15 protein-coding genes are annotated in these 19,843 nt (G+C 47.2%); 2 read left to right on the plus strand and 13 right to left on the minus strand.

Annotated elements, in window-relative coordinates; genetic code table 11:
• The first annotated feature begins 38 nt into the window (after nt 1-38).
• On the plus strand, nt 39-914 hold the full coding sequence (locus V202x_RS10735; protein ID WP_232098938.1) for an NAD(P)H-hydrate dehydratase: 876 nt from the start codon (nt 39-41) through the stop codon (nt 912-914).
• A 44-nt stretch (nt 915-958) separates the two neighbouring features.
• On the opposite strand, the gene V202x_RS10740 is transcribed toward V202x_RS10735, so the two are convergent.
• Nucleotides 959-2,179: a C45 family autoproteolytic acyltransferase/hydolase gene (locus V202x_RS10740; protein WP_232098939.1), complete on the minus strand. Its 1,221-nt coding sequence runs from the start codon at nt 2,177-2,179 to the stop codon at nt 959-961.
• Between the two features lie 344 nt (nt 2,180-2,523).
• Here V202x_RS10740 and V202x_RS10745 point away from each other — a divergent pair, with 344 nt between their 5' ends.
• On the plus strand, nt 2,524-4,992 hold the full coding sequence (locus V202x_RS10745; RefSeq protein WP_145174192.1) for an MMPL family transporter: 2,469 nt from the start codon (nt 2,524-2,526) through the stop codon (nt 4,990-4,992).
• A gap of 24 nt (nt 4,993-5,016) precedes the next feature.
• Here the strand turns inward: V202x_RS10745 and V202x_RS10750 are convergent, their stop codons facing one another.
• The 12 genes from V202x_RS10750 to V202x_RS10805 form a co-directional block, all read right to left on the minus strand.
• On the minus strand, nt 5,017-5,814 hold the full coding sequence (locus tag V202x_RS10750) for a phytanoyl-CoA dioxygenase family protein (RefSeq protein ID WP_145174195.1): 798 nt from the start codon (nt 5,812-5,814) through the stop codon (nt 5,017-5,019).
• Between the two features lie 207 nt (nt 5,815-6,021).
• On the minus strand, nt 6,022-6,480 hold the full coding sequence (locus V202x_RS10755; protein ID WP_145174198.1) for an NUDIX hydrolase: 459 nt from the start codon (nt 6,478-6,480) through the stop codon (nt 6,022-6,024).
• Nucleotides 6,481-6,720: 240 nt separating this feature from the next.
• Nucleotides 6,721-7,104 (minus strand): hypothetical protein, encoded by a 384-nt coding sequence (locus tag V202x_RS10760; protein ID WP_145174202.1) that lies wholly within the window; start codon nt 7,102-7,104, stop codon nt 6,721-6,723.
• A 204-nt stretch (nt 7,105-7,308) separates the two neighbouring features.
• Complete coding sequence (locus V202x_RS10765) at nt 7,309-8,127, minus strand: DUF2314 domain-containing protein (protein ID WP_197993331.1); 819 nt, start codon at nt 8,125-8,127, stop codon at nt 7,309-7,311.
• Nucleotides 8,128-8,283: 156 nt separating this feature from the next.
• Entirely contained in the window at nt 8,284-8,949 is a 666-nt protein-coding gene (locus V202x_RS10770) for a dual specificity protein phosphatase family protein (RefSeq protein ID WP_145174205.1), read from the minus strand.
• 130 nt (nt 8,950-9,079) lie between these two features.
• On the minus strand, nt 9,080-9,580 hold the full coding sequence (locus V202x_RS10775; RefSeq protein ID WP_145174208.1) for a GNAT family N-acetyltransferase: 501 nt from the start codon (nt 9,578-9,580) through the stop codon (nt 9,080-9,082).
• Between the two features lie 38 nt (nt 9,581-9,618).
• Nucleotides 9,619-10,104 (minus strand): hypothetical protein, encoded by a 486-nt coding sequence (locus V202x_RS10780; RefSeq protein WP_145174211.1) that lies wholly within the window; start codon nt 10,102-10,104, stop codon nt 9,619-9,621.
• A 116-nt stretch (nt 10,105-10,220) separates the two neighbouring features.
• On the minus strand, nt 10,221-10,958 hold the full coding sequence (locus V202x_RS10785; protein WP_145174213.1) for a carbon-nitrogen hydrolase family protein: 738 nt from the start codon (nt 10,956-10,958) through the stop codon (nt 10,221-10,223).
• Between the two features lie 220 nt (nt 10,959-11,178).
• A complete protein-coding gene (locus V202x_RS10790; protein ID WP_145174216.1) occupies nt 11,179-11,838 on the minus strand; it encodes a macro domain-containing protein in 660 nt (219 codons plus the stop codon).
• Nucleotides 11,839-11,989: 151 nt separating this feature from the next.
• The gene (locus V202x_RS10795) at nt 11,990-13,498 is read right to left on the minus strand and encodes a glutamate synthase subunit beta (RefSeq protein WP_145174219.1); all 1,509 of its coding nucleotides are present in this window, start codon (nt 13,496-13,498) and stop codon (nt 11,990-11,992) included.
• Nucleotides 13,499-13,609: 111 nt separating this feature from the next.
• Nucleotides 13,610-18,226 carry a glutamate synthase large subunit gene (gltB, locus tag V202x_RS10800; protein WP_197993332.1) on the minus strand — a complete coding sequence of 1,539 codons (4,617 nt, stop codon included), beginning with the start codon at nt 18,224-18,226 and terminating at the stop codon, nt 13,610-13,612.
• 199 nt (nt 18,227-18,425) lie between these two features.
• A complete protein-coding gene (locus V202x_RS10805) occupies nt 18,426-19,415 on the minus strand; it encodes a LysR family transcriptional regulator (RefSeq protein WP_145174222.1) in 990 nt (329 codons plus the stop codon).
• Nucleotides 19,416-19,843: the final 428 nt, after the last annotated feature.

A 19,843-nucleotide genomic window follows, 5' to 3' on the forward strand; every position in this document is an offset into this window, starting at 1 on the left:
TTTAGTGACGTTGTTTGAATTTGAAAGAAGTTTTTGCGATGAATATTCAGCGAGTTTCCGATCTACCTTCACCACCTGTCCGTCCGGAAAACTCTCATAAGGGAACGTTCGGTAAAGTACTGATTATCGCTGGCAGTTCCGGTATGAGTGGCGCTGCCTGCCTCTCTGGCATGGGTGCATTACGTGGCGGATCGGGGCTGGTTTTTCTGGCCATTCCTGAATCGATCCAATCGATTGTCGCTACTGTGAATGCCTGTTATTTGACCATTCCGTTACAGAACGATCAACAAGGCAATCTATCTGAGTCATCCAAAACACATTTATTCAACCAACTTCATGATTTTGACGCCGTTGCTATCGGTCCCGGTTGTGGGCAACACACATGGGTCCAGGAAGTGACGCTCAAGCTTTACACAGAACTCAAGCAGACATTGATTGTTGATGCAGATGGTCTGAATGCGATCGCCACTTCAGGTAGACCGTTACCAAAAGCAACAGGCCCCCGGATTCTGACTCCGCACCCGGGTGAGTTTTCACGTTTGATCAATCTGTCAACCACTGAAATTGCCCAACAACGAGAGGAGCTTTCCATTGCGTTTGCAAAACAACATCAAGTTGTGTTGTTACTGAAAGGGTCACACTCACTCATTACAGACGGCACTCGGATCGCCGTCAATACAACGGGCAACAGTGGTTTGGCTACTGGTGGTAGCGGTGATGTACTTACCGGATTAATCACTTCACTGGCCGGTCAAGGACTGGAAGCTTTTGAAGCCGCGCAACTGGCCGCACACTTGCATGGACGAGCAGGAGATCTCGCCGCACAACAACTATCGCAGCCTGCCCTGATCGCCTCTGATCTTCCCGACTACCTGCCTGAAGCCTGGTTAGAATTACTTCAAAGTCAAAATTGACGAAGCATCTACAGTGTTACCGCCTGTAAATCGTCTTGATCCGCTTACTTTGTTTTTTGCGTTACGGACTGATTGGCTGGCATGGGATATACAGGTGCATTCGCATCCGGCGTTCGTTTCAATAGTTCGGAGAGTTGAAACCCATAATATTTCTGATTCGCAGCAGGGCTGCCATCACTGCTCGCATTGGCTACCCATAATTTCGTTGATTTTGGCTCGAATAACACATTATGTAAATTCGATTTCATCGCGACAGGACGGCTCATCAGCTTGATCGCAGATTCGGCGGTGAACGAGCCATGCCCTTGTTTGACTCGCTTGGAAAGCTCTTGATAGCGATCTCCGGCTGAGAGTAAAGCGGCATCCTTCACTGCGTTCGGTAACAGGGGATGAGCTTCCCCGGGCTGAATCAGTTCCATCTTCTCCCAGGAAGTCGCCATACCAACCGCTCGATTGGTTTTGCCGTCGGCAATCACATAATAATACTCACAAGTACGATAGTTATCGCGAAACACGGCAATCGCCTCATCCAGATCTTTGGCAGTTTCTAAAACTTCACGCACGAGAAACGCCATCGGCACACCAGACCAATGCCCTAAACCTCTTCCTCCCATTTCTCCAATGGAAACGGATTTCATGTTCATCCCGGTCACAGATCCGATGAATCCGGCATACGAAACGTTCACAAACGGGATGCCGCCCTTTGGTTCTGCGACGACTAATACCGCATGATCCTGTAAACCCCAGTCACAGGCATAGTCCAGAACACGTCCGTGATAGAGAGTTCCATCTTTCGTAGCAGAATTCGCAATCGAAAACCCACTACAATGAAACATCTCCGGAATAAAATTCGTGGCCCGCACATCTTCGAAAGCAATCTCTGCACCTGCTGCCAAACCTTTCATTTCCTCAACATACTTTTGAGGAGTGTAAGGCTTTTGAATTTGAACAATCGTTTCAATCGCCTGCCGTGGTTTTAATTTTACAAGCCCCAAATCTACGAGTGTCGTGTCTCCCTTATCATTTAAGAGAGTATACATATTCTTGCGAATACTCTCTTTAAGAAGGACTCCCTGTTGATACCCCATTTCATAATGAGTTCCTTTAAGATGGAGCACCAGATAGCCATCAACCTTCTCCAACCATCCCTCACCACAGCGTGCAATCGTCTTACTCTCAGCAGAAGCCGTGACAGACGAAAACAAGACCACAGCCAGTAGTACTAATGAGCATAAACCTGAGAATTGGCGCGGGGTACGAAACATACGAAGATCCTTTTCACTTTTCAGAACCATCATTGAAAATGGAAAATGAGTTGATTTCAGACAAGACCCTTATTATGACAAATCAGCAGAAAGTTACAAAATCAATTCTTCCTGTTGTCAACAAAAAATGAACATAAAAACACATTTCAGACTCGCATCATAAATCAGATGCTCATAGACTTGAAATAGTCCACCTGAATGTGTGAAGATTACGGCTTGAAGACCCGCAGTAACTGTAAATACCTCATGTGTTTCTCTCCGGTTTCAGGAAATGCTGCGGGAATCGTTAGTATCTTCACACGTGGATTTTACGTCTTTTCATTCGATCTTTGTTAGTAGTCTTTATGTTCCGAGTCTTAGGCAACACTGTTGTCCGGTATTGGCAAATTTTTCTTACTGGCTGGATTTTGGCATTAGTAGGAATTTCGTATGCTGCCCCCGAATGGTCAACAGTAGTACAAAATGGTGAGTTCGCGTTTCTGCCGGGGGACTCTCCCAGTCTCTTGGGAGAAAAATTGTTTAAGCGCGCTTTCCCAGATGATCTACTCGCCAGTAGTATTGTGATCGTTGTTCGCCGTGAACATGGTGATCAGGGTCTAACTGAAAAAGACCTCAAGTTTATCGAGGAAGATCTCAAACCACGACTTGAAGAGATTGCAGAACGTGAGGGAGGCTACGCAACCGAAAATGATGGTACGGGGCCTCCCGAAAAAACGTCTAATATCTCACGCATTCGGACGTTCACAGACAAATCGATAGGAGATTTATTACAAAGCGAAGATAACAAAGCTTCGCTGGTGATTGTTGAGCTCTCGACAGAATTTCTTGACCAAAGCAATGCAAAAACGGTCGCGAATATTGAGCACTTAATTCAACACGACGATGAATTCAAAAAAGAAATCGAGCCAGGTTTAGACATCACACTCAGCGGCATTGCTACGGTCGGTCGCGATATGATGCGCGCTGCAAATCAAAGTGCGGAAGCAACCGAACTCTGGACTGTTTTACTGGTCGTACTGTTACTGATCATCATTTACCGTGCTCCGATCCTGGCGTTAATACCATTATTCACGGTTTTTGTTTCTGTGAAGATTGCCCTTTCGGTTCTGGCGATCCTGGGAGACTGGGGGTATGTCGGACTCTTTTCCGGGATTGAGGTCTACGTGACAGTCATACTCTACGGAGCGGGAGTGGATTATTGCCTGTTCCTGATTGCCCGTCACCGTGAAGAACTCGATAAGGAATGTACTTTCAAGGAGGCGATTTCCAACTCCATCGCCACGGTGGGAGCCGCGCTGGCCGCCAGTGCAGGGACCACCATGTGTGGAATCGGGATGATGGTTTTCGCACAGTTTGGTAAATTCCAACAGGCTGGCATTGCGATGTCGTTGAGTCTGTTTTTTGTATTGATGGCTTCGTTGACACTGAGCCCTGCGCTACTCTGTCTGGCTGGACGATTTGCTTACTGGCCACAATCGTTCAATGAACGAGTTGCGATCTCCGCAGGCTGGCTGACTCCCTCCAGCGTCATGGCGCGACTCATGCAACGCAATTGGGCCGGTTCTCTTTGGGAATCAGTCTCGAACGCTTTACTTAAAAGTCCGGGTAAAATCTGGCTGTCAACATTTCTGGTCCTGTTTCCGTTTGCACTGATCAGTATCGCCTGTTATGGGAATTTGAGTTATGGCCTGCTTTCAGAACTTCCCAGTGAAGACCCCAGTGTTGTGGGAACCAAGGCAGTACAAGGACATTACCCCGCTGGCGCAACCGGACCTCTGACTTTATTATTCCAAAACCCGAATATTGATTTTTCAAATTCCCAGGGTCGCGAAGCAATCGAAACGCTCACTGAGGCATTACTGAGCCAAAAAGAAGCTCTGGGCATCGCAGACATTCGCAATATGATCAAGCCGTTTGGCATTGATGCGGAAGATGAAATGGAAAAGGCCAAAGATTTGCGAGGACTAGCAAAAATAAAGGCCATCAGCCGTATTAAGGTCATTAAAAACTATTATGTCAGCTTAGAACCTGATCTCGAAAATCATGTGACACGCATGGACCTTGTGCTCGAGAAGGATCCCTTTTCACACGACAGTATGATGCAACTCGAACGTGTGAAGGCTGCCGTCAGTAAATCCCTTCCCAAAGATCTGCGCAATGACACGAAGCTCTTTTATATCGGTGCCACCGCGAGCATCAGCGACCTGAAAGAAGTAACAGACGAAGACCAGGCCCGCATCGATATACTCGTACTGGGTAGTGTATTTCTCATTCTGGTGATCTTGTTAAGACGCCCTGCGATTTCTGCCTATCTGATCGTGAGTGTCTTTTTCAGTTATCTGGTCACTCTGGGAGTGACATTTACTGTCTTTTGGGCGCTTGACCCGGAAAACTTTGCCGGGCTGGACTGGAAAGTCCCCATGTTTCTCTTCACGATTCTGATCGCTGTCGGTGAAGACTATAATATCTATCTCATTACGCGTATTGATGAAGAGCAAAAAACCAAAGGTCCTGTTGAAGGTGTGATCTCTGCTCTCAAGAAGACGGGCGGCATCATCTCCAGTTGCGGAATCATTATGGCGGGTACCTTCTCATCGCTCATGGCAGGTACCCTGGTTGGAATGCAGCAACTCGGTTTTGCACTCGCGTTTGGAGTGTTGCTCGATACGTTTATCATCCGGCCAATCATTGTGCCCGCGTACCTCATCATGCTCTATCGCGGCTACTTCGGTTCCTGGGGGAAATATCTAGGCGCTGCCCAGTTTCTGGAAGCAAAGCCTCAACCCGAACTCGATTCGACACATGTCAAATAACGAACCGGAACAGGATCATTCCACTCAGCGAGGTGTATGAATAATCAACTCGGGCAACGCAGCTGATCGAGAACCACTGACTGGTGGATTATCGGCAGGACGAAACGTGAAGACGGCAGAGAATTTAGGTTGATCGGTATAATTGCGGGTGGCTGCATGAAATGTGCGACAGTGGAAGAACAAGACATCCCCCGGATGTAATTCCGCAGAAATACCCGTCTTTATCAATTCCTGATTCTCTGGAGCATCAGGTCTCAGGAAAATACGATCATCCAGGCGATGTTGTTCAAATTCCATCCGGTGGGTTCCGGGAATGACCTTCAAACATCCGTTGTCCAGAGTTTCCTCTCCCAGAGCAACCCAGACGCTGATCAATTCTTTCCGTTCAAAAGACCAGAAGCGGATATCCTGATGCCACATCGTATCGCTGCTGAATTCGGGCTGCTTGGTCATAATACAATTATGATGAGCCAACGGCATTACATAGTCTGGCCCCAATAACTGAGCCAGCCGTCCTACCAATACAGGATGGTTCACCAGTTCCGTAAAACACATGCCCCGGCTGTGTGCCTGCTTCAATCGACGCACTGTTTCCCCGCCCATCACATTCCGAGAAGGAGGTGAGCCCGGGTATTCCACATCGGCCTCATACTCTACCGGTTCGACCACATTGGCCAGCCCCTCTTTCGTCGCCGCCAGCATTTCTTGCCTGAGTGACTCGGGGCAAAGATTCCGCAGAATCAGGTATCCGTCATTCTCGAATTTTTCAACTTCTTCTGACGTTAATAGATCATTTGTGAGGGATCGTGATGGTGAAGACATTGTTTTGTGCTCTAATTATTGAAAACCCAAGCCGGAACCAAATCCATATAACACATTTACCAGCTTGACACACCCGCATATGATACAGTTCGCCCCGAAAATATTAAAGGATATACCATTTTTCCACTCTAGTTCTCTACATGGCTACTTAAAGACTTATTTAGGAACTCGGGTAATTCGTCGAGCCTCCGCATATCGTGTGTACAATTATTCGTTTTCTCTATGTACTACTAACTCAAAGCCCGGTTTGGGATTGAGTATCGAATCTTTGATCAAGTCCGGTTTGAGTACAACATCACAGAGCTTAGCTCGCGGTATCCACTCAAATATTTCACTGCTACTTTTCTCTTTACTATGAATCTCATCTGAAATCCACTCGACCTCATAAATGGTGCATATCTCATGAAAGTGTATGCCATCCAGATCAAAAAAATTCTCGACGATGACTGCAGGCCGAATCACCTCGAACCCCACACCAATTTCCTCGGTCAATTCCCGCCACAACGCTGAGTGAGAGTCTTCATTCGTTTTAATCCGTCCCCCCGGAAGAAACCACCAGTCCTGCCCCCGGAAACGGCATAACAGCACATCTGCCCCGTGCGTCACAATCGCCGCCACCCGCAAATTAATTCGATAGCCATTCAAATCAACACTGATGTCACTCATTCGAAATCCTTGAGCTGAGGAAGTTTTTTTTCAGTTTGTAGAGAACACAACCTCAGAGCGTTTTCTCCTAAACGATCATGCCTTCTTTTAATAAGGATACTTGAGCAAAGATACCGACACACTGATTCATTTTTTTGTCTTCGCAGACATACATTATATTGAATTTCATCAGATGATTCTGAACCAAAAGCATAAGGCAATTACTTTAATTCAGTACCTGGTTGCGCAGTCGAGCCATGCTCAATAATCAACCTCAAAGTGCCATTTAATACCATGCTTTGCCGCTAAATTTAGGAGTCTTTCACACTCTTGTAAGTCGTCTGTGATCCCCTCTGTTTGCCCTGCAGAATGCCCTAGTAATGCTCGAACTGTAGTTAGGCCTTCTTCAGCTGAAAACTGTTGAAGTGCTGGTAACTCAATATTATCTGAGTCCACTCCTTCATCTGCTAAAAAATCTGCGGCGTGTTCGGGATCAATACTGAAAAAATCGGAAAGGGGACACACTCCAAGATCGCGTGCCACTTGATCAAGTGAATCAGTAGCACGGGCCAGACATTTCCCATCCATGAAAGAATCGACCCCCTCAATTTCGCGTTCTAAGACTATGAAATATGCTACTCCCATATCATTTCCTCGTGTTGTGTTGTCTGACTGATAGCAACATCACACACTGTTATTGATACATGTTGTATCCAGACAAAAAAGGGAAAGTTCGTTTTATAATATAGCTCTGATATCACAACGGCAACATAGATAACGACATAACCATTCGCTTTGAGTGACTTGAAAATTGATAATAAAATCTCTTTGCCGAAACCTATGATCAAATCATTTCGACAACAGCGAAATCACATGTTTCCAGCCAAAGATGCGGGCCAAATCCAGGGCGGTATCACCGTCCGGTGTTTTTAAGTTTTTATCAGCGCCATGCTTCAGTAGAATTTTGACAATCGTGGCATTCCCTGCCAGAGCATCGCGGTGTAGCATCGTCCAGCCATCTTCGTCGGTCGCGTGTAACGGCTCCTTCGATTCGCGCAGGGATTCCTTCAGTGATTCCCCCATGTTAATACTCATCGGATGTTCGATCATGGCCCGCCGTTGCTTTTCCGGGTCAACGACGGACTTTTTGCCAAACAGACCCAGGAAACCTGATTTCTGCTCTGGCTGTACATAAACCACTTCGATCTCCTCCGGATCGCCAAAATCCAGGCCCCAGGCCTGATCATGTTCTTTTCTCTCTCGAGGCGACATCCGCGAGCGAAGCAGGTTCACAGTATAAGCACCATAAACTTTTCCCTGAATCGCAAACATCCAGTCGGTGATTTCAGACAGGGGCTCACAGACGGGATCTCCGGCACTCATATTCGTCAACCATGCAGGCGAATTGAGCAGTGTGCCCGTGAATTCCTTGCCGTCACATTGAATATCGCTGACCCACATATGCTCGGTATCTGTATCGCCGGGAGCGACATCAGGATCGTGAAAGGCAAATTTCACTGCAGCCAAATCCAGTCCCGGAACGATGCGACGGTATTCCCACGACAGCTCCCGCCAGAAATAACGGAATGATTTTCGTGCCCGTTTACTGGTAGCGACCATCTCCGGGTCATCACCTTGATACATCACGATATTCTCTTCATTACTCATGGCCCATTCCTTTCCTCAAAGATTAAGTTGTGTCTCTCGGTTAACAGAACTGCCACAGTTCACTCATTTAATCACCACACAATTTTTCCTAAACATGCAGCTGCCAAAAGCCTATTATGGCAATTCGCTCTTCACAATCACAAGCAGATTCTCAAATTACCTGCTCGAATTGATTTCCTGTAGCATTCGCAGTTGCTGTGAATTGAGCCTAACTAACGGTCGTTTTGTTTGAATCAACTGCAGTGCAGCATCCGTTGTTTGCGAATGATCTAAGTAAACGAGTAGCATAGCTGCAAACAGACCAGTCCGGCCGTGACCTTCAGCGCAGTGAATCAATATCGTACCATCAAGGGCAGCAGTTTGTTCGATCCATTGGTTGAGCTGTTCCAGTGGAGGGACCAAGCCATCAAGAATTGGATATGAGAAATATCCTCCTGATCGCAATCCTTTAGGTTCATTGAATTCGCAGGTCAGATCAATCACATAATCAACATTGTTCGGTCGTTCGGTAGAGAACAATCTACGACCAATGAAAAGCTTCTCAGTCAGTTGATTGACAGGAGGTTCGCGTCTTACAAGACGGAGTAAACACCATATCGACCAGAGATAAACTAAATACGGCAGCAATACGAGTTGATTGATGGGAGAAAGTAAACCACGTTCCGACTTACCAAATACGCGTGCCCCCAGTAAGAGATATCCCAGCGCAACAACGCCAAAGCTAAGAGCCGGCCAAAGCAACAGGTACCACCATCCACGGTAAATTACAGCAACGGCTGTCAGCAGAACGGCGACGATAAGAAAAAATAATCCATATTTCATGAGGAGCGTGACTTTGACTTCAAATTGCTTTCATAGTAGATCATCACATCACAGAAATGAGACTGGCTAAGCTCGATCATCCATGCATCTGTCTTATAATCAAAAAAATAGTCTATCTGAATATAACACGTTAGCAGACAGTTTTCTCGTATTCATCACGCCTCAGACAATAGACAAAACAATCTTCGTCACCGAAACGGCGTCGTTCTGAAAACTGAAAACCGAGCCGTTCGTAAAATCGATGTGCGCGGGTATTCCGAGCCAGTGGATCTACGAGTACGGCTTTGACTTCGGAATTTGAAAAACACTGGTCAAGGGCCAACCGCATCATCGTTGTTCCATATCCCTTTCCCAGATCACTTGACTCTCCAATCCAAATGTCAATCGCTCGAAAACCTTTCTGAATATCGCCCCAATAGTGGGTCTCCTCTATGGCAGGATCAATAATTTGCAGAACTCCGATCGGCCGTTCGTCAACTACGGCGATCAGCTGTTTTCTCCATACGGGGTCTCGATCAAGTTCCTGTTCCCAATTCCAATCACTATCAGGATCGCAGGCAATCACATGCGGTTGTTGATCCCAGTGCTGCAAGAGTGCTAAATCTGAAAGACCGGCTTTGCGTAAATGCATTTAGAATAATTCCACTAGCTCATAACAGAGGATTTCGATTAGTTTTCGGTTCTGTAGGCAACAAATCTGACCGCTTCATAACTACTGTCGGAACTGACTTCCTGAATGCAAAATGGAGGCGGCTCGCACTCGTAAGCATCGGCTTCGCTTTCAAACTCGGCCTCAACGATGACCGGCGCCTTTTTCCCAACGACAACATTGATGCTGAAATCGACTCCCTGACAGGAATAAGAATACCGCTCCCTGATAAGCTCCTGTCCGGGGATGTGAGCAAGGGCATGATATTCTTCTCTGCTGAGGTAAAGATTGGTAATCGGCTCTGAGATTTTGCTCGTCTTTCCGTATTTTTTACAGAGCTTGTACTGCAATTCCCCCCGATATTCTACTTTTCTCAGTCTTAGTCGTGAGTTGTCGAGATACTTATCAGTGATGAGCTGCATTGGTAATGAGTCGAGTTCTGGCAACAATGTTTCATCCACCAACCAGCAACGTTCTATTTCTAACTCACTGTACTTCGGCTGCATAGATCACCAGATTCGCTTGAGATACATCATTTGCTGTTTTTCTGCATAACCACATTGATAGAAGATGCCGCCAGCAATACCCACGATTAATTCTATATTCCTTAAAGATTACAATATCAAAAAGTAATCTCCTGCACGATCATGCCTTCTTCCAGCAAGGGGACTTGAGTTACGACTGAACCATGTGGATCAATCAAAGCGGTGGGACCATAGGAAATCTGTCCGTCCCTCTCACCTGTAACGTCAGCAGAGATTAACCACAGCCCCGTTTCGATAGTCCTTTCTGCCCGGATTGTATTGTGTTTGAATTTCCAATTTTCCGCATTATTGTAGCTCAGCATGTTATAACAGGGACAGACCATCAAGTGTGCGTTCTGATTCGCGATTGCCGCGGCACATTCTGAAAAGTTAGTATCATAACAAATATTGATTCCAAACCTCAGTCCTTCGACTTCAAAGATGGGAACCTTTTCTCCCAGCTCAAAAATTGATTCACCTGGGGCCAGTTTTGTCTTGCGATAACAGCCCAGTAACTCGCCCTGTTTTACGACAATCGCCGAAATATAGAGTTTGTCTCCCTCTTTCTCGATCATGCCGATAACGAGTATCGGTTGAACCTTTGCAAGCCTTTTGAGAATGTCGGCAAACGAATCGGAAGACACATCGACCGCGCGCTGCTGGGCTTGCTGTTCTTCAGCCACATATCCTTGCAGATAACTCTCCGGAAAGCAGACTAACTGTGCCCCCTGCTCTGACGCACGATCAGCGTAGTCAATCATCTTGTTCAAGGACTGTTCGATATCATCCTGGACATCAAGCAACTGACAAGCGGCAACGGTAGCACTCTGGTTCATTTTCTTTGCTCACAGTTATTTTGATATGACTGAAAAGAAAAAAATGAAGGACAATGGATTTTACTTATCTCACATATATTTTAAATCCGACAGGTGTGCTCATTAGTCCGGCGTTCATAAAACACGATCATTTCGGGAGTTGGTTCGTTCAAGTATTGTTGTATCCTAAGTTAATGCGAAGGGTAAGTTCAATACAAATTCTATCAGCTGACTATGACATTCATTTTCCGATTAACCGATCGTGTCGTTTTCGTATTTGTGATGTGGTTTGTGGAAAGATAAATTTGCCCATAATCACGTCTTCGATCGCGGCACGTACCTGCTTGGAACATTGTTCTGGATGGACTCGGCCGACTCCTGTACCAAGCCCCGGTAACGATACTGACTTCACATGATTACGAACGGGTTCGCCAGTATATATGCCTGATGGAATTATTCCATCACGAATGAGTAGAAAGATCGCTCGAGCCGCGAGAAAAGGATTGATTGTTGAATCCAAGGTCACAGGAACTCGCATTGTCGGTGCGGCGATCAGAAACGGAAACGTTTCGTCCTGTGTTTCAACGAGTGTAGCAGCCCCAACAAGTAGTTCGCCGGCATGATCCTGCCTAATCTGTGTCTGTACGCGATCTTGCAGTGAGTGGCCGAATCGTTCCAAGTAAAGCCGATCAATACCACCATCCATAAACCCAAAGCTATTAGCAGGACTGACGATGGCATCACTCGCTTGATCGAAAATTGATCCCTCGTGAACACTTACGAAGGGTAGATCACCACACCAGCGCTGCCATGCCTGAACGAGTGCCTGATCAGTCGCAGCTAGTTTAATCTGCAGGCGTTTTTTTTGTGAGAGATACCTGTTGACATGGAAACGTTCCATCCAGTTGATGCAGCAATGAACTTAAATCTAAGACTTATAGTTCAGAGATGACACCAGATTAACGTTCGAAGTTCGGCCAATCAGAAAAGACGCTTTTCCGGCGCGCAAGCTCATCCTCATTAACAGGTTAAACTGTTGTATAACCGAAGACTTACGGCAGCTCAGTTGCGCCCATCAGGTAGCGATCGCATTCTCGGGCCGCGCCGCGGCCTTCGTTAATGGCCCAGACAATCAGGCTCTGGCCGCGTCGACAGTCGCCGGCAGCGAACACACCTTCGATGTTGGTCGTGTACTGCTCATGCTCGGCTTTGAAGTTCGAACGGGCATCGGTTTCCAGATTGAGCTGCTCACTGATGAGATGCTCGGGGCCTAAAAAGCCCAGTGCCAGGAAGACCAGATCGCATTCCAGGACTTTTTCCGAACCAGGAACAACACTGAAGGGAGGACCGTTCTCGACCGGTTTGGACCAGTCGACTTCGCAGATCGTAAGTCCGGTTAGATTACCCTGCTCATCACCGGTAAACTCGACCGTCGACATCTGGAACAGACGCGGATCTTTACCAAAGACGGCAGCCGCTTCTTCATGACCATAATCCACGCGGAAAATTTTAGGCCATTGAGGCCAGGGGTTATTCGCAGCCCGCTCAGCGGGTGGCTGCGGAACAATTTCGAGGTTAATCAGGCTTTCGCATTTCTGTCGCATTGCGGTTCCCAGACAATCGGTACCGGTATCACCACCGCCGATCACTACAACTTTCTTGCCTTCGGCATTGATGAAGTTTTCCACAGGCGAATTCTGATAGTGTGTATTTTCCAGACCCGATTCCAGCAGGCTCTGCGTATTCGCAGTCAGGTATTCCATTGCAAAATGGACTCCCTTGAGATCGCGTCCGGGAATGGGCAGATCGCGAGGCTTTGTTGCGCCAGTACAAATGACGACGGCATCGAAGTCCTTCATCAATTGATCGGCCTTAATGTCGACACCAATTGAAGTATTGGTGACAAATTCGACTCCCTCGTCGGCCAGTAAATCGACACGTCGCTGTACAATCCACTTTTCCAGCTTCATGTTAGGTATACCATACATCAAGAGCCCGCCGATGCGATCGGCTCTCTCATAAACGGTGACGCTGTGGCCCGCGCTATTGAGTTGAGCGGCCGCCGACAATCCTGCGGGACCGGAACCAATCACAGCCACTTTCTTGCCGGTACGCACTTTGGGAGGATTCGCAACAACCCAGCCCTGATCGAAAGCGTGATCGATAATCGAGTTTTCAATGTTCTTAATTGTCACAGCCGGTTCGTGTATTCCCAGCACACACGAGCCCTCACAGGGAGCCGGGCAAACGCGACCGGTAAACTCAGGGAAGTTATTCGTCTTATGTAGACTCTCAATCGCATCCTGCCAACGACCGTGATAGACATGATCGTTCCACTCCGGAATCAAGTTATTGATCGGGCAGCCGGACGCCATTCCTGCCAGTGTTGTCCCGGTATGACAAAAAGGGATACCGCAATCCATACAACGCGCGCCCTGGTTTGCGAGTTCTTCTTCAGTCAGATGCTCGTGAAACTCGTTCCAGTCCAGAATACGCAATTCAGGTTTTCTGTCTGCACCCAGTTCTCGTGGAAACTCCATGAAGCCTGTTGGCTTACCCATAATTCTATCTCACTCTAAAAAATGTGTTCGCTCTTCTTATAGAGAAGGAAATGTTTCTGGAGACGCTCCTGTTTGTGCTTCAATTCAACAGGAGCGTCGGCCCAAGGCGTTTTAGACGCTGGCTGCTGCCTCAGCCTCTTCCGCCGCCATCTCCAGCAAAGCTCGTTTGTAATCAATGGGCATGACCTTCTTGAATAGCTCAAGTTCCGCCTCCCAGTTATCGATGATCGACCTGGCAACAGTCGAACCAGTAAATTTCCGATGATTATCAATCAGTGTTTTCAATTCTGCGATATCATCAGCATCTTCTACTTGTTCCAGTTCAATTGTTTCCAGATTGCAGTTTTGCAACAACAGCCCATGAGGATCGTAGACATACGCGACTCCACCCGACATGCCGGCAGCAAAATTTCGACCGGTCTCACCGAGAATCACAGCACGACCGCCGGTCATGTATTCACAACCATGATCGCCGATGCCTTCGACCACCGCCCTGGCACCTGAATTTCTGACACAGAAGCGTTCGGCGGCCTGACCGCGAATATACACTTCTCCTTCAGTGGCTCCGTAAAGATTTACGTTACCAACAATAATGTTTTCCTCAGGAGAAAATGTGGAATCCTCTGGTGGATAGATCACAATTCTTCCACCACTTAGACCTTTACCGACATAGTCGTTCGCATCGCCTTCATGCTCAATCGTAATCCCATATGCCAGCCAGGCTCCCAGACTTTGTCCGGCAGATCCTTTGCTGTTGATGTGAATCGTTTCATCGGGCAATCCATCAGCACCATGATGTTTGGAAACTTCATGACTCAACATTGTGCCGAAAGTTCGATCAGTGTTTTTGACTTTCACATCGACCACCACCGGCTCGCCATTTTGAATCGCGGGCTGACATTGATCGATGAGAATGTTATCGATGACCACTTCCAGGCCATGCTCCTGATCTCGAGTACAATAGGTCCCCACGTTGGGATGTGGCTTCTCAGCAAGCTTCAGAATGGGTGTCAGATCCAGATGCTTTGCCTTCCAGTGAGCAATTCCTTCATCCAATTCCAGAACATCACTACGACCGACCATTTCATCCATCGTGCGGAAACCGAGTTCAGCCATGAGCTCACGCGCTTCTTCTGCCAGGAGGAAGAAGTAATTCACCACGTGTTCGGGCTGACCGGCGAATTTCTTACGAAGTTCCGGATTCTGTGTTGCGATACCCACAGGACACGTATTGAGATGGCACTTACGCATCATAATACAACCCATGGTAATCAGCGGCGCGGTTGAGAACCCAAATTCTTCGGCGCCCAGCAAACTGGCAACCACGATATCTCGACCAGTTTTTAATTGGCCATCCGTTTGTAATCGCACGCGGCTGCGCAGGTCATTCATGACAAGTGTCTGATGGGTTTCAGAAATCCCCAACTCCCAGGGCAGACCAGCATGCTTCACGCTGGTCAGCGGAGAAGCACCGGTACCGCCTGAGGCGCCCGAGATCAGAATATTATCTGCGTGCCCTTTCGCGACACCTGAGGCAATCGTTCCCACACCCACTTCAGAAACCAGCTTGACGCTGATCCGGGCGGAAGGATTCGTATTTTTCAAGTCGTAGATCAACTGTGACAAGTCTTCAATCGAATAAATGTCATGATGCGGGGGTGGACTGATCAATCCAACACCGGGAGTCGAATGACGCACCGAAGCAATAATCTTATTGACCTTGTGCCCGGGTAATTCACCACCCTCTCCTGGTTTCGCACCTTGAGAAATCTTGATCTGTAACTCATCCGCATTGGTTAAATACCAGCTGGTCACACCAAACCGACCTGAGGCAATTTGCTTGATTGCGGATCGCTTGGAATCTCCACTTTCCAGAGGTTTGAACCGCGAATAGTCTTCTCCTCCTTCTCCCGTATTACTTTTCCCGCCCAAACGGTTCATGGCAACAGCCAGCGCTTCATGAGATTCAGCAGAAATCGAACCATAACTCATCGCACCGGTACAGAAGCGTTTGACGATTTCCGTAACGGGTTCGACTTCATCCAGAGAAATCGATTCTCTTTTTTTGAATTTCAATAGACCCCGCAAATGACATTCGCGAGTTGTCTGTTCGTTAACGGCTTTCGCAAACTGCTTGTAGGCATTTTTATCTCTGGAAGTCGCGGCAGCCTGCAGGTTGGCAATGTTTTCTGGTGACCACGAATGCTTTTCTCCATTCGCGCGCCAATGATAGACTCCGGGATTGGTCAGACTGGATACCCGAACCTGATCCCTGTGAGGATAGCCGATGTCGTGCCGCATTTCGCTTTCTTGGGCTACGACATCAAAGCCGATTCCCTTAATTCGGCTGGCGGTGCCCGCAAAACAGGTATCGATGATTTCCTGATTCAGGCCGACGGCTTCAAAAATCTGTGCGCCTTTGTAACTTTGTAGCGTCGAGATGCCCATTTTGGCCATCACTTTTAACATCCCCTTACCAACCCCTTTACGGTAAGCGGCAACGATGGAATCCCGAGTCCATTCTGTCGCGTCCAGTTCGCCAGCTTCGAGAGAATGCCATAACGATTCAAACGCCATGTAAGGATTGATCGCGTCGGCACCATAACCAAATAGCAGACAGTGGTGATGAACTTCGCGGGCTTCACCCGTTTCCAGGACAATCCCGATTTGAGTGCGTTGCTCATTTCGTACTAAGTGATGATGAATGGCACCACAAGAAATGAGTGTCGGCAAACCAACTCGTTCCGCATTCACAGCCCGGTCAGATAAGGTAATCAAACTAAAACCATCGGCAATCGCCTGTGACGCTTCTTCTCGAATCCGATCTAAAGCAACTCGGAATCCCGCTTCGCCCTCCGATTTAGGATAAGTGACATCAATCGTTTTATTTTTCCAGCCACGATAGTCCATCACTTTAATCGCAGCCATCTCTTCATTCGTAATGATTGGCTCAGGGATCAATAAACGATGACACTGCTCTTCAGTTGAATCTAATAAGTTACCTTCCGGACCGATATAACATTCGAGTGTCATGATCACTTCTTCACGAATCGAATCGATGGCCGGGTTCGTCACCTGGGCAAAGAGCTGGTGGAAGTAATCATACAGTAACCGAGACTGATCGCTGAGGCAGGCCAGAGCCGCATCATTACCCATCGAGCCAATGGGATCTTTCTTGGCTTTGATCAGCGGAATCAACATGAACTTCAAAGTTTCAAATGTAAATCCGAAAGCCTGCATTCGCGACAGCAATTCAGTTGTAGGAACATCCTCTACTTCATCAGCGGGGGGAATATCGTGCAAATGAATACGCTGATTTTGCAACCATTCATGATAAGGTCGCTCAGTGGAATATTTTTCTTTGAGTTCTTCATCAGGAATCAGACGACCTTCTTCAAAGTCAACCAGGAACATTTTTCCTGGCTGCAAACGCCCCTTTTCTTTGACGATTTTGGGATCGACTTCCAGCACACCGACTTCACTGGCCATGATGACACGATCATCGTGGGTGACATAGTAACGACTGGGGCGTAAACCATTCCGGTCCAATACGGCCCCAATACACTGACCGTCAGTAAAGGAAACCGAAGCTGGTCCGTCCCATGGTTCCTGAAGCGCAGAATGATATTCATAAAACGCACGCTTCGCGACAGAAATAGAATGGTGATTCTGCCAGGCTTCCGGAATCATCATCATCATGACTTCTGGTAACGGACGACCGGACATCAACAATAATTCCAGTGCATTGTCAAAGTTACCAGAATCGGAACAGTGAGGCTCAATGATCGGGAACAACTTCTTGAGGTCGGCACCAAACAGGTCACTGGACATCATCCCTTGTCGGGCATACATCCAGTTTGCATTACCACGCAGGGTGTTGATTTCTCCGTTGTGTGCCATAAATCGACACGGCTGAGCACGATCCCAACTGGGAAAGGTGTTGGTAGAGAAACGCGAGTGGACCATCGCCAGGTGACTGGTAAAATCCTCAGCCTGCAAATCCGGGTAGAACGGCATGACCTGATCGGGAGTTAACATCCCTTTGTAGACCACAACTTTGCTGGACAGCGAACAGAAGTAGAACATCAAGCCCTGAGGTAGGCTCCCTTCACGTAACTGTCGGCTGGATGACTTCAATATAATATAGAGTTGTCGTTCCAGATCATCCTGATCCGCAATTTTTCCGTTGGGAGTCGAGATAAAAACCTGCTCCATCTGAGGCATCGCTCGTCGCGCGGAGGGACCGATGTCGGCTTTATCCGGATTAACCGGTAGTTCACGCCATCCCAAAACAACGAGTCCCTGATCCTGGGTGATTTCTTCAACGACTTTTTTGCAATGCTCACGCTGCGCAACATCGGTCGGTAAAAATACCACTCCCATCCCGTAGTTGTTCTGCTGAGGTAAGTCTAGATCCAGGTCCTGCTTGACAACTCTGGTCAGAAAATCGTGAGGAATCGAAACTAAAATTCCGGCACCATCACCGGTGTTTTCTTCGCAACCACACGCGCCTCGATGTGTCATATGACGCAGCATCTCGTCGGCATCGAGCACAATTTGATGCGAACGTTTGCCTTTGATATGAGCGACAAATCCGACACCACAGCTATCGTGCTCGAATTCCGGATCATAAAGTCCGTGTGCTTCCGGCAGACGCCCCACTTGAAAAATGGAGTTTCGATTATTGTTTTCGGAATCAGTTCCACGCCGAACAGTTCGACTTGTCATCTTACTTCACCATTTAAACTAATGTTTAACAAAATCAATGCCGAATGGCATTTTGGTTTTTGCGAATGAACTTCGCACTCTTTCGGGATCGGCACTTTGCCTCCATCAGAATGATGGCTCCCTGGTCGGGATTTCTCCCACTACTTTCAATCGCTGGATCCCACCAACGCAGAAAAACACTTATCGAGAAACAACCAGATTACTCACGCGCTATCAGAGGACCGAACGAAAATGCATCATTATCGGGAGAGTTTTCGCTTTTTGAGGCTGATACCTCGGTCGATTCTCTGCGAGCGATAGAGAAATTAGCGGGGTCTTCGTGTAAGAGTTCTATAAATTTCGAAACCGCATCGGGTGTCGACTTCTGCTTTCTTTGAATGATTCCAATTGGACGAGACCACTCGATTTGCTCCAGGTGCACCACATTCAATGACTGATCCTGAACTTCCTTATCAACAGTAGGTAAAGGCAGAATTGCAATACCTGCTTCTGCCTCGACAGCGCGTTTGATATTCTCAATGTTGTCAAATTCGTGAACCACTTGCGGATGGACGCCGGCTTTTTTCAACCAGCGATCAATCTTTTGTCGAACGACTAATTCAGCGGTAAATGCCACAAAAGGTTCGTCTTCAATTTCACTGACCGAGCAACTTACCCGATCAGACAAACGATGATCAGGAGGCACTACGAGTACAAGAGGCTGTTCCTGCCATAAAATACTTGTGAGTTCTTTGTCTTCCTTCGGAAACGAAACCAGTCCCAAATCTGCCTGGTTTTCACAGATCCTCTGATAAACTTCGTCGGGATGTAAATAGTCCAGACTTACTGACACATCTGGATAGAGTTCCTGGAACTGTTCCACGTATTCATGCATCTGAGCCAGCCCTACCGAGTAGATGGCGGCAATTCTAACTCTGTTTTTGGTTTTGCCCACGGCACTTCGCACTTGTTCTTCGACATCTTCAAACGACTGCAACAACTGCTGACAACCATCGAAATAAATCTCGCCAGCAGGAGTGAGCTCAAAAGGCCGTTTGGAGCGATCAATCAACTGAGTACCTAATCGCTTTTCTAATGTATGTACTGCCTGACTGGCGGCTGACTGAGACACACGTCGAACCTCGGCAGCTTTGGAAAAGCTACCGTGAATCACAACGTCGCAAAAAAGTTCAGCATTACGCAGGTGCATGGAAGTTAAACCAACCCCATTTATAAGGAATACTAATAATAACCGGCCCTAAGTATTTCAATTTCGAATACGAGACAGTGTAGGCTTCAAACCTTCGAGAAGTCAAGCGCACGCATTTCCTTTCGAAAGTCCTTCTTAACCTTAGGAAAAACGTGATTTCCCCAAAACTTTTCTTTCAAAACACTTATAAAGAAAGCACTTAAAAAGATCAGCAATCATCGATCTGTCTTAAACTTCTTCCCCTTATGGCCGAAGTACACAGAATATTAATACAATCCGGCCTGTATTCAAATTTATAGAAGCGTTGGTCGTGTTGCTTCTGCAAAACGAACGAAGCACCTTTTATCGTTCAAATTTATCGATTTTCGTTACTCACAATCACTTTTCTTAATCCAGACATCTCTGATTCGCGTTGGTTGTATTATGTT

Source organism: Gimesia aquarii (assembly GCF_007748175.1).
In the GTDB taxonomy this organism is placed as follows: domain Bacteria; phylum Planctomycetota; class Planctomycetia; order Planctomycetales; family Planctomycetaceae; genus Gimesia; species Gimesia aquarii_A.

Coding starts and splice junctions, on each gene's coding strand:
- V202x_RS10735 (WP_232098938.1), top strand. CDS start 39: ATGAATATTCAGCGAGTTTCCGATCTACCTTCACCACCTGTCCGTCCG.
- V202x_RS10740 (WP_232098939.1), bottom strand. CDS start 2,179: ATGTTTCGTACCCCGCGCCAATTCTCAGGTTTATGCTCATTAGTACTA.
- V202x_RS10745 (WP_145174192.1), top strand. CDS start 2,524: ATGTTCCGAGTCTTAGGCAACACTGTTGTCCGGTATTGGCAAATTTTT.
- V202x_RS10750 (WP_145174195.1), bottom strand. CDS start 5,814: ATGTCTTCACCATCACGATCCCTCACAAATGATCTATTAACGTCAGAA.
- V202x_RS10755 (WP_145174198.1), bottom strand. CDS start 6,480: ATGAGTGACATCAGTGTTGATTTGAATGGCTATCGAATTAATTTGCGG.
- V202x_RS10760 (WP_145174202.1), bottom strand. CDS start 7,104: ATGGGAGTAGCATATTTCATAGTCTTAGAACGCGAAATTGAGGGGGTC.
- V202x_RS10765 (WP_197993331.1), bottom strand. CDS start 8,127: ATGAGTAATGAAGAGAATATCGTGATGTATCAAGGTGATGACCCGGAG.
- V202x_RS10770 (WP_145174205.1), bottom strand. CDS start 8,949: ATGAAATATGGATTATTTTTTCTTATCGTCGCCGTTCTGCTGACAGCC.
- V202x_RS10775 (WP_145174208.1), bottom strand. CDS start 9,580: ATGCATTTACGCAAAGCCGGTCTTTCAGATTTAGCACTCTTGCAGCAC.
- V202x_RS10780 (WP_145174211.1), bottom strand. CDS start 10,104: ATGCAGCCGAAGTACAGTGAGTTAGAAATAGAACGTTGCTGGTTGGTG.
- V202x_RS10785 (WP_145174213.1), bottom strand. CDS start 10,958: ATGAACCAGAGTGCTACCGTTGCCGCTTGTCAGTTGCTTGATGTCCAG.
- V202x_RS10790 (WP_145174216.1), bottom strand. CDS start 11,838: ATGGAACGTTTCCATGTCAACAGGTATCTCTCACAAAAAAAACGCCTG.
- V202x_RS10795 (WP_145174219.1), bottom strand. CDS start 13,498: ATGGGTAAGCCAACAGGCTTCATGGAGTTTCCACGAGAACTGGGTGCA.
- gltB (WP_197993332.1), bottom strand. CDS start 18,226: ATGACAAGTCGAACTGTTCGGCGTGGAACTGATTCCGAAAACAATAAT.
- V202x_RS10805 (WP_145174222.1), bottom strand. CDS start 19,415: ATGCACCTGCGTAATGCTGAACTTTTTTGCGACGTTGTGATTCACGGT.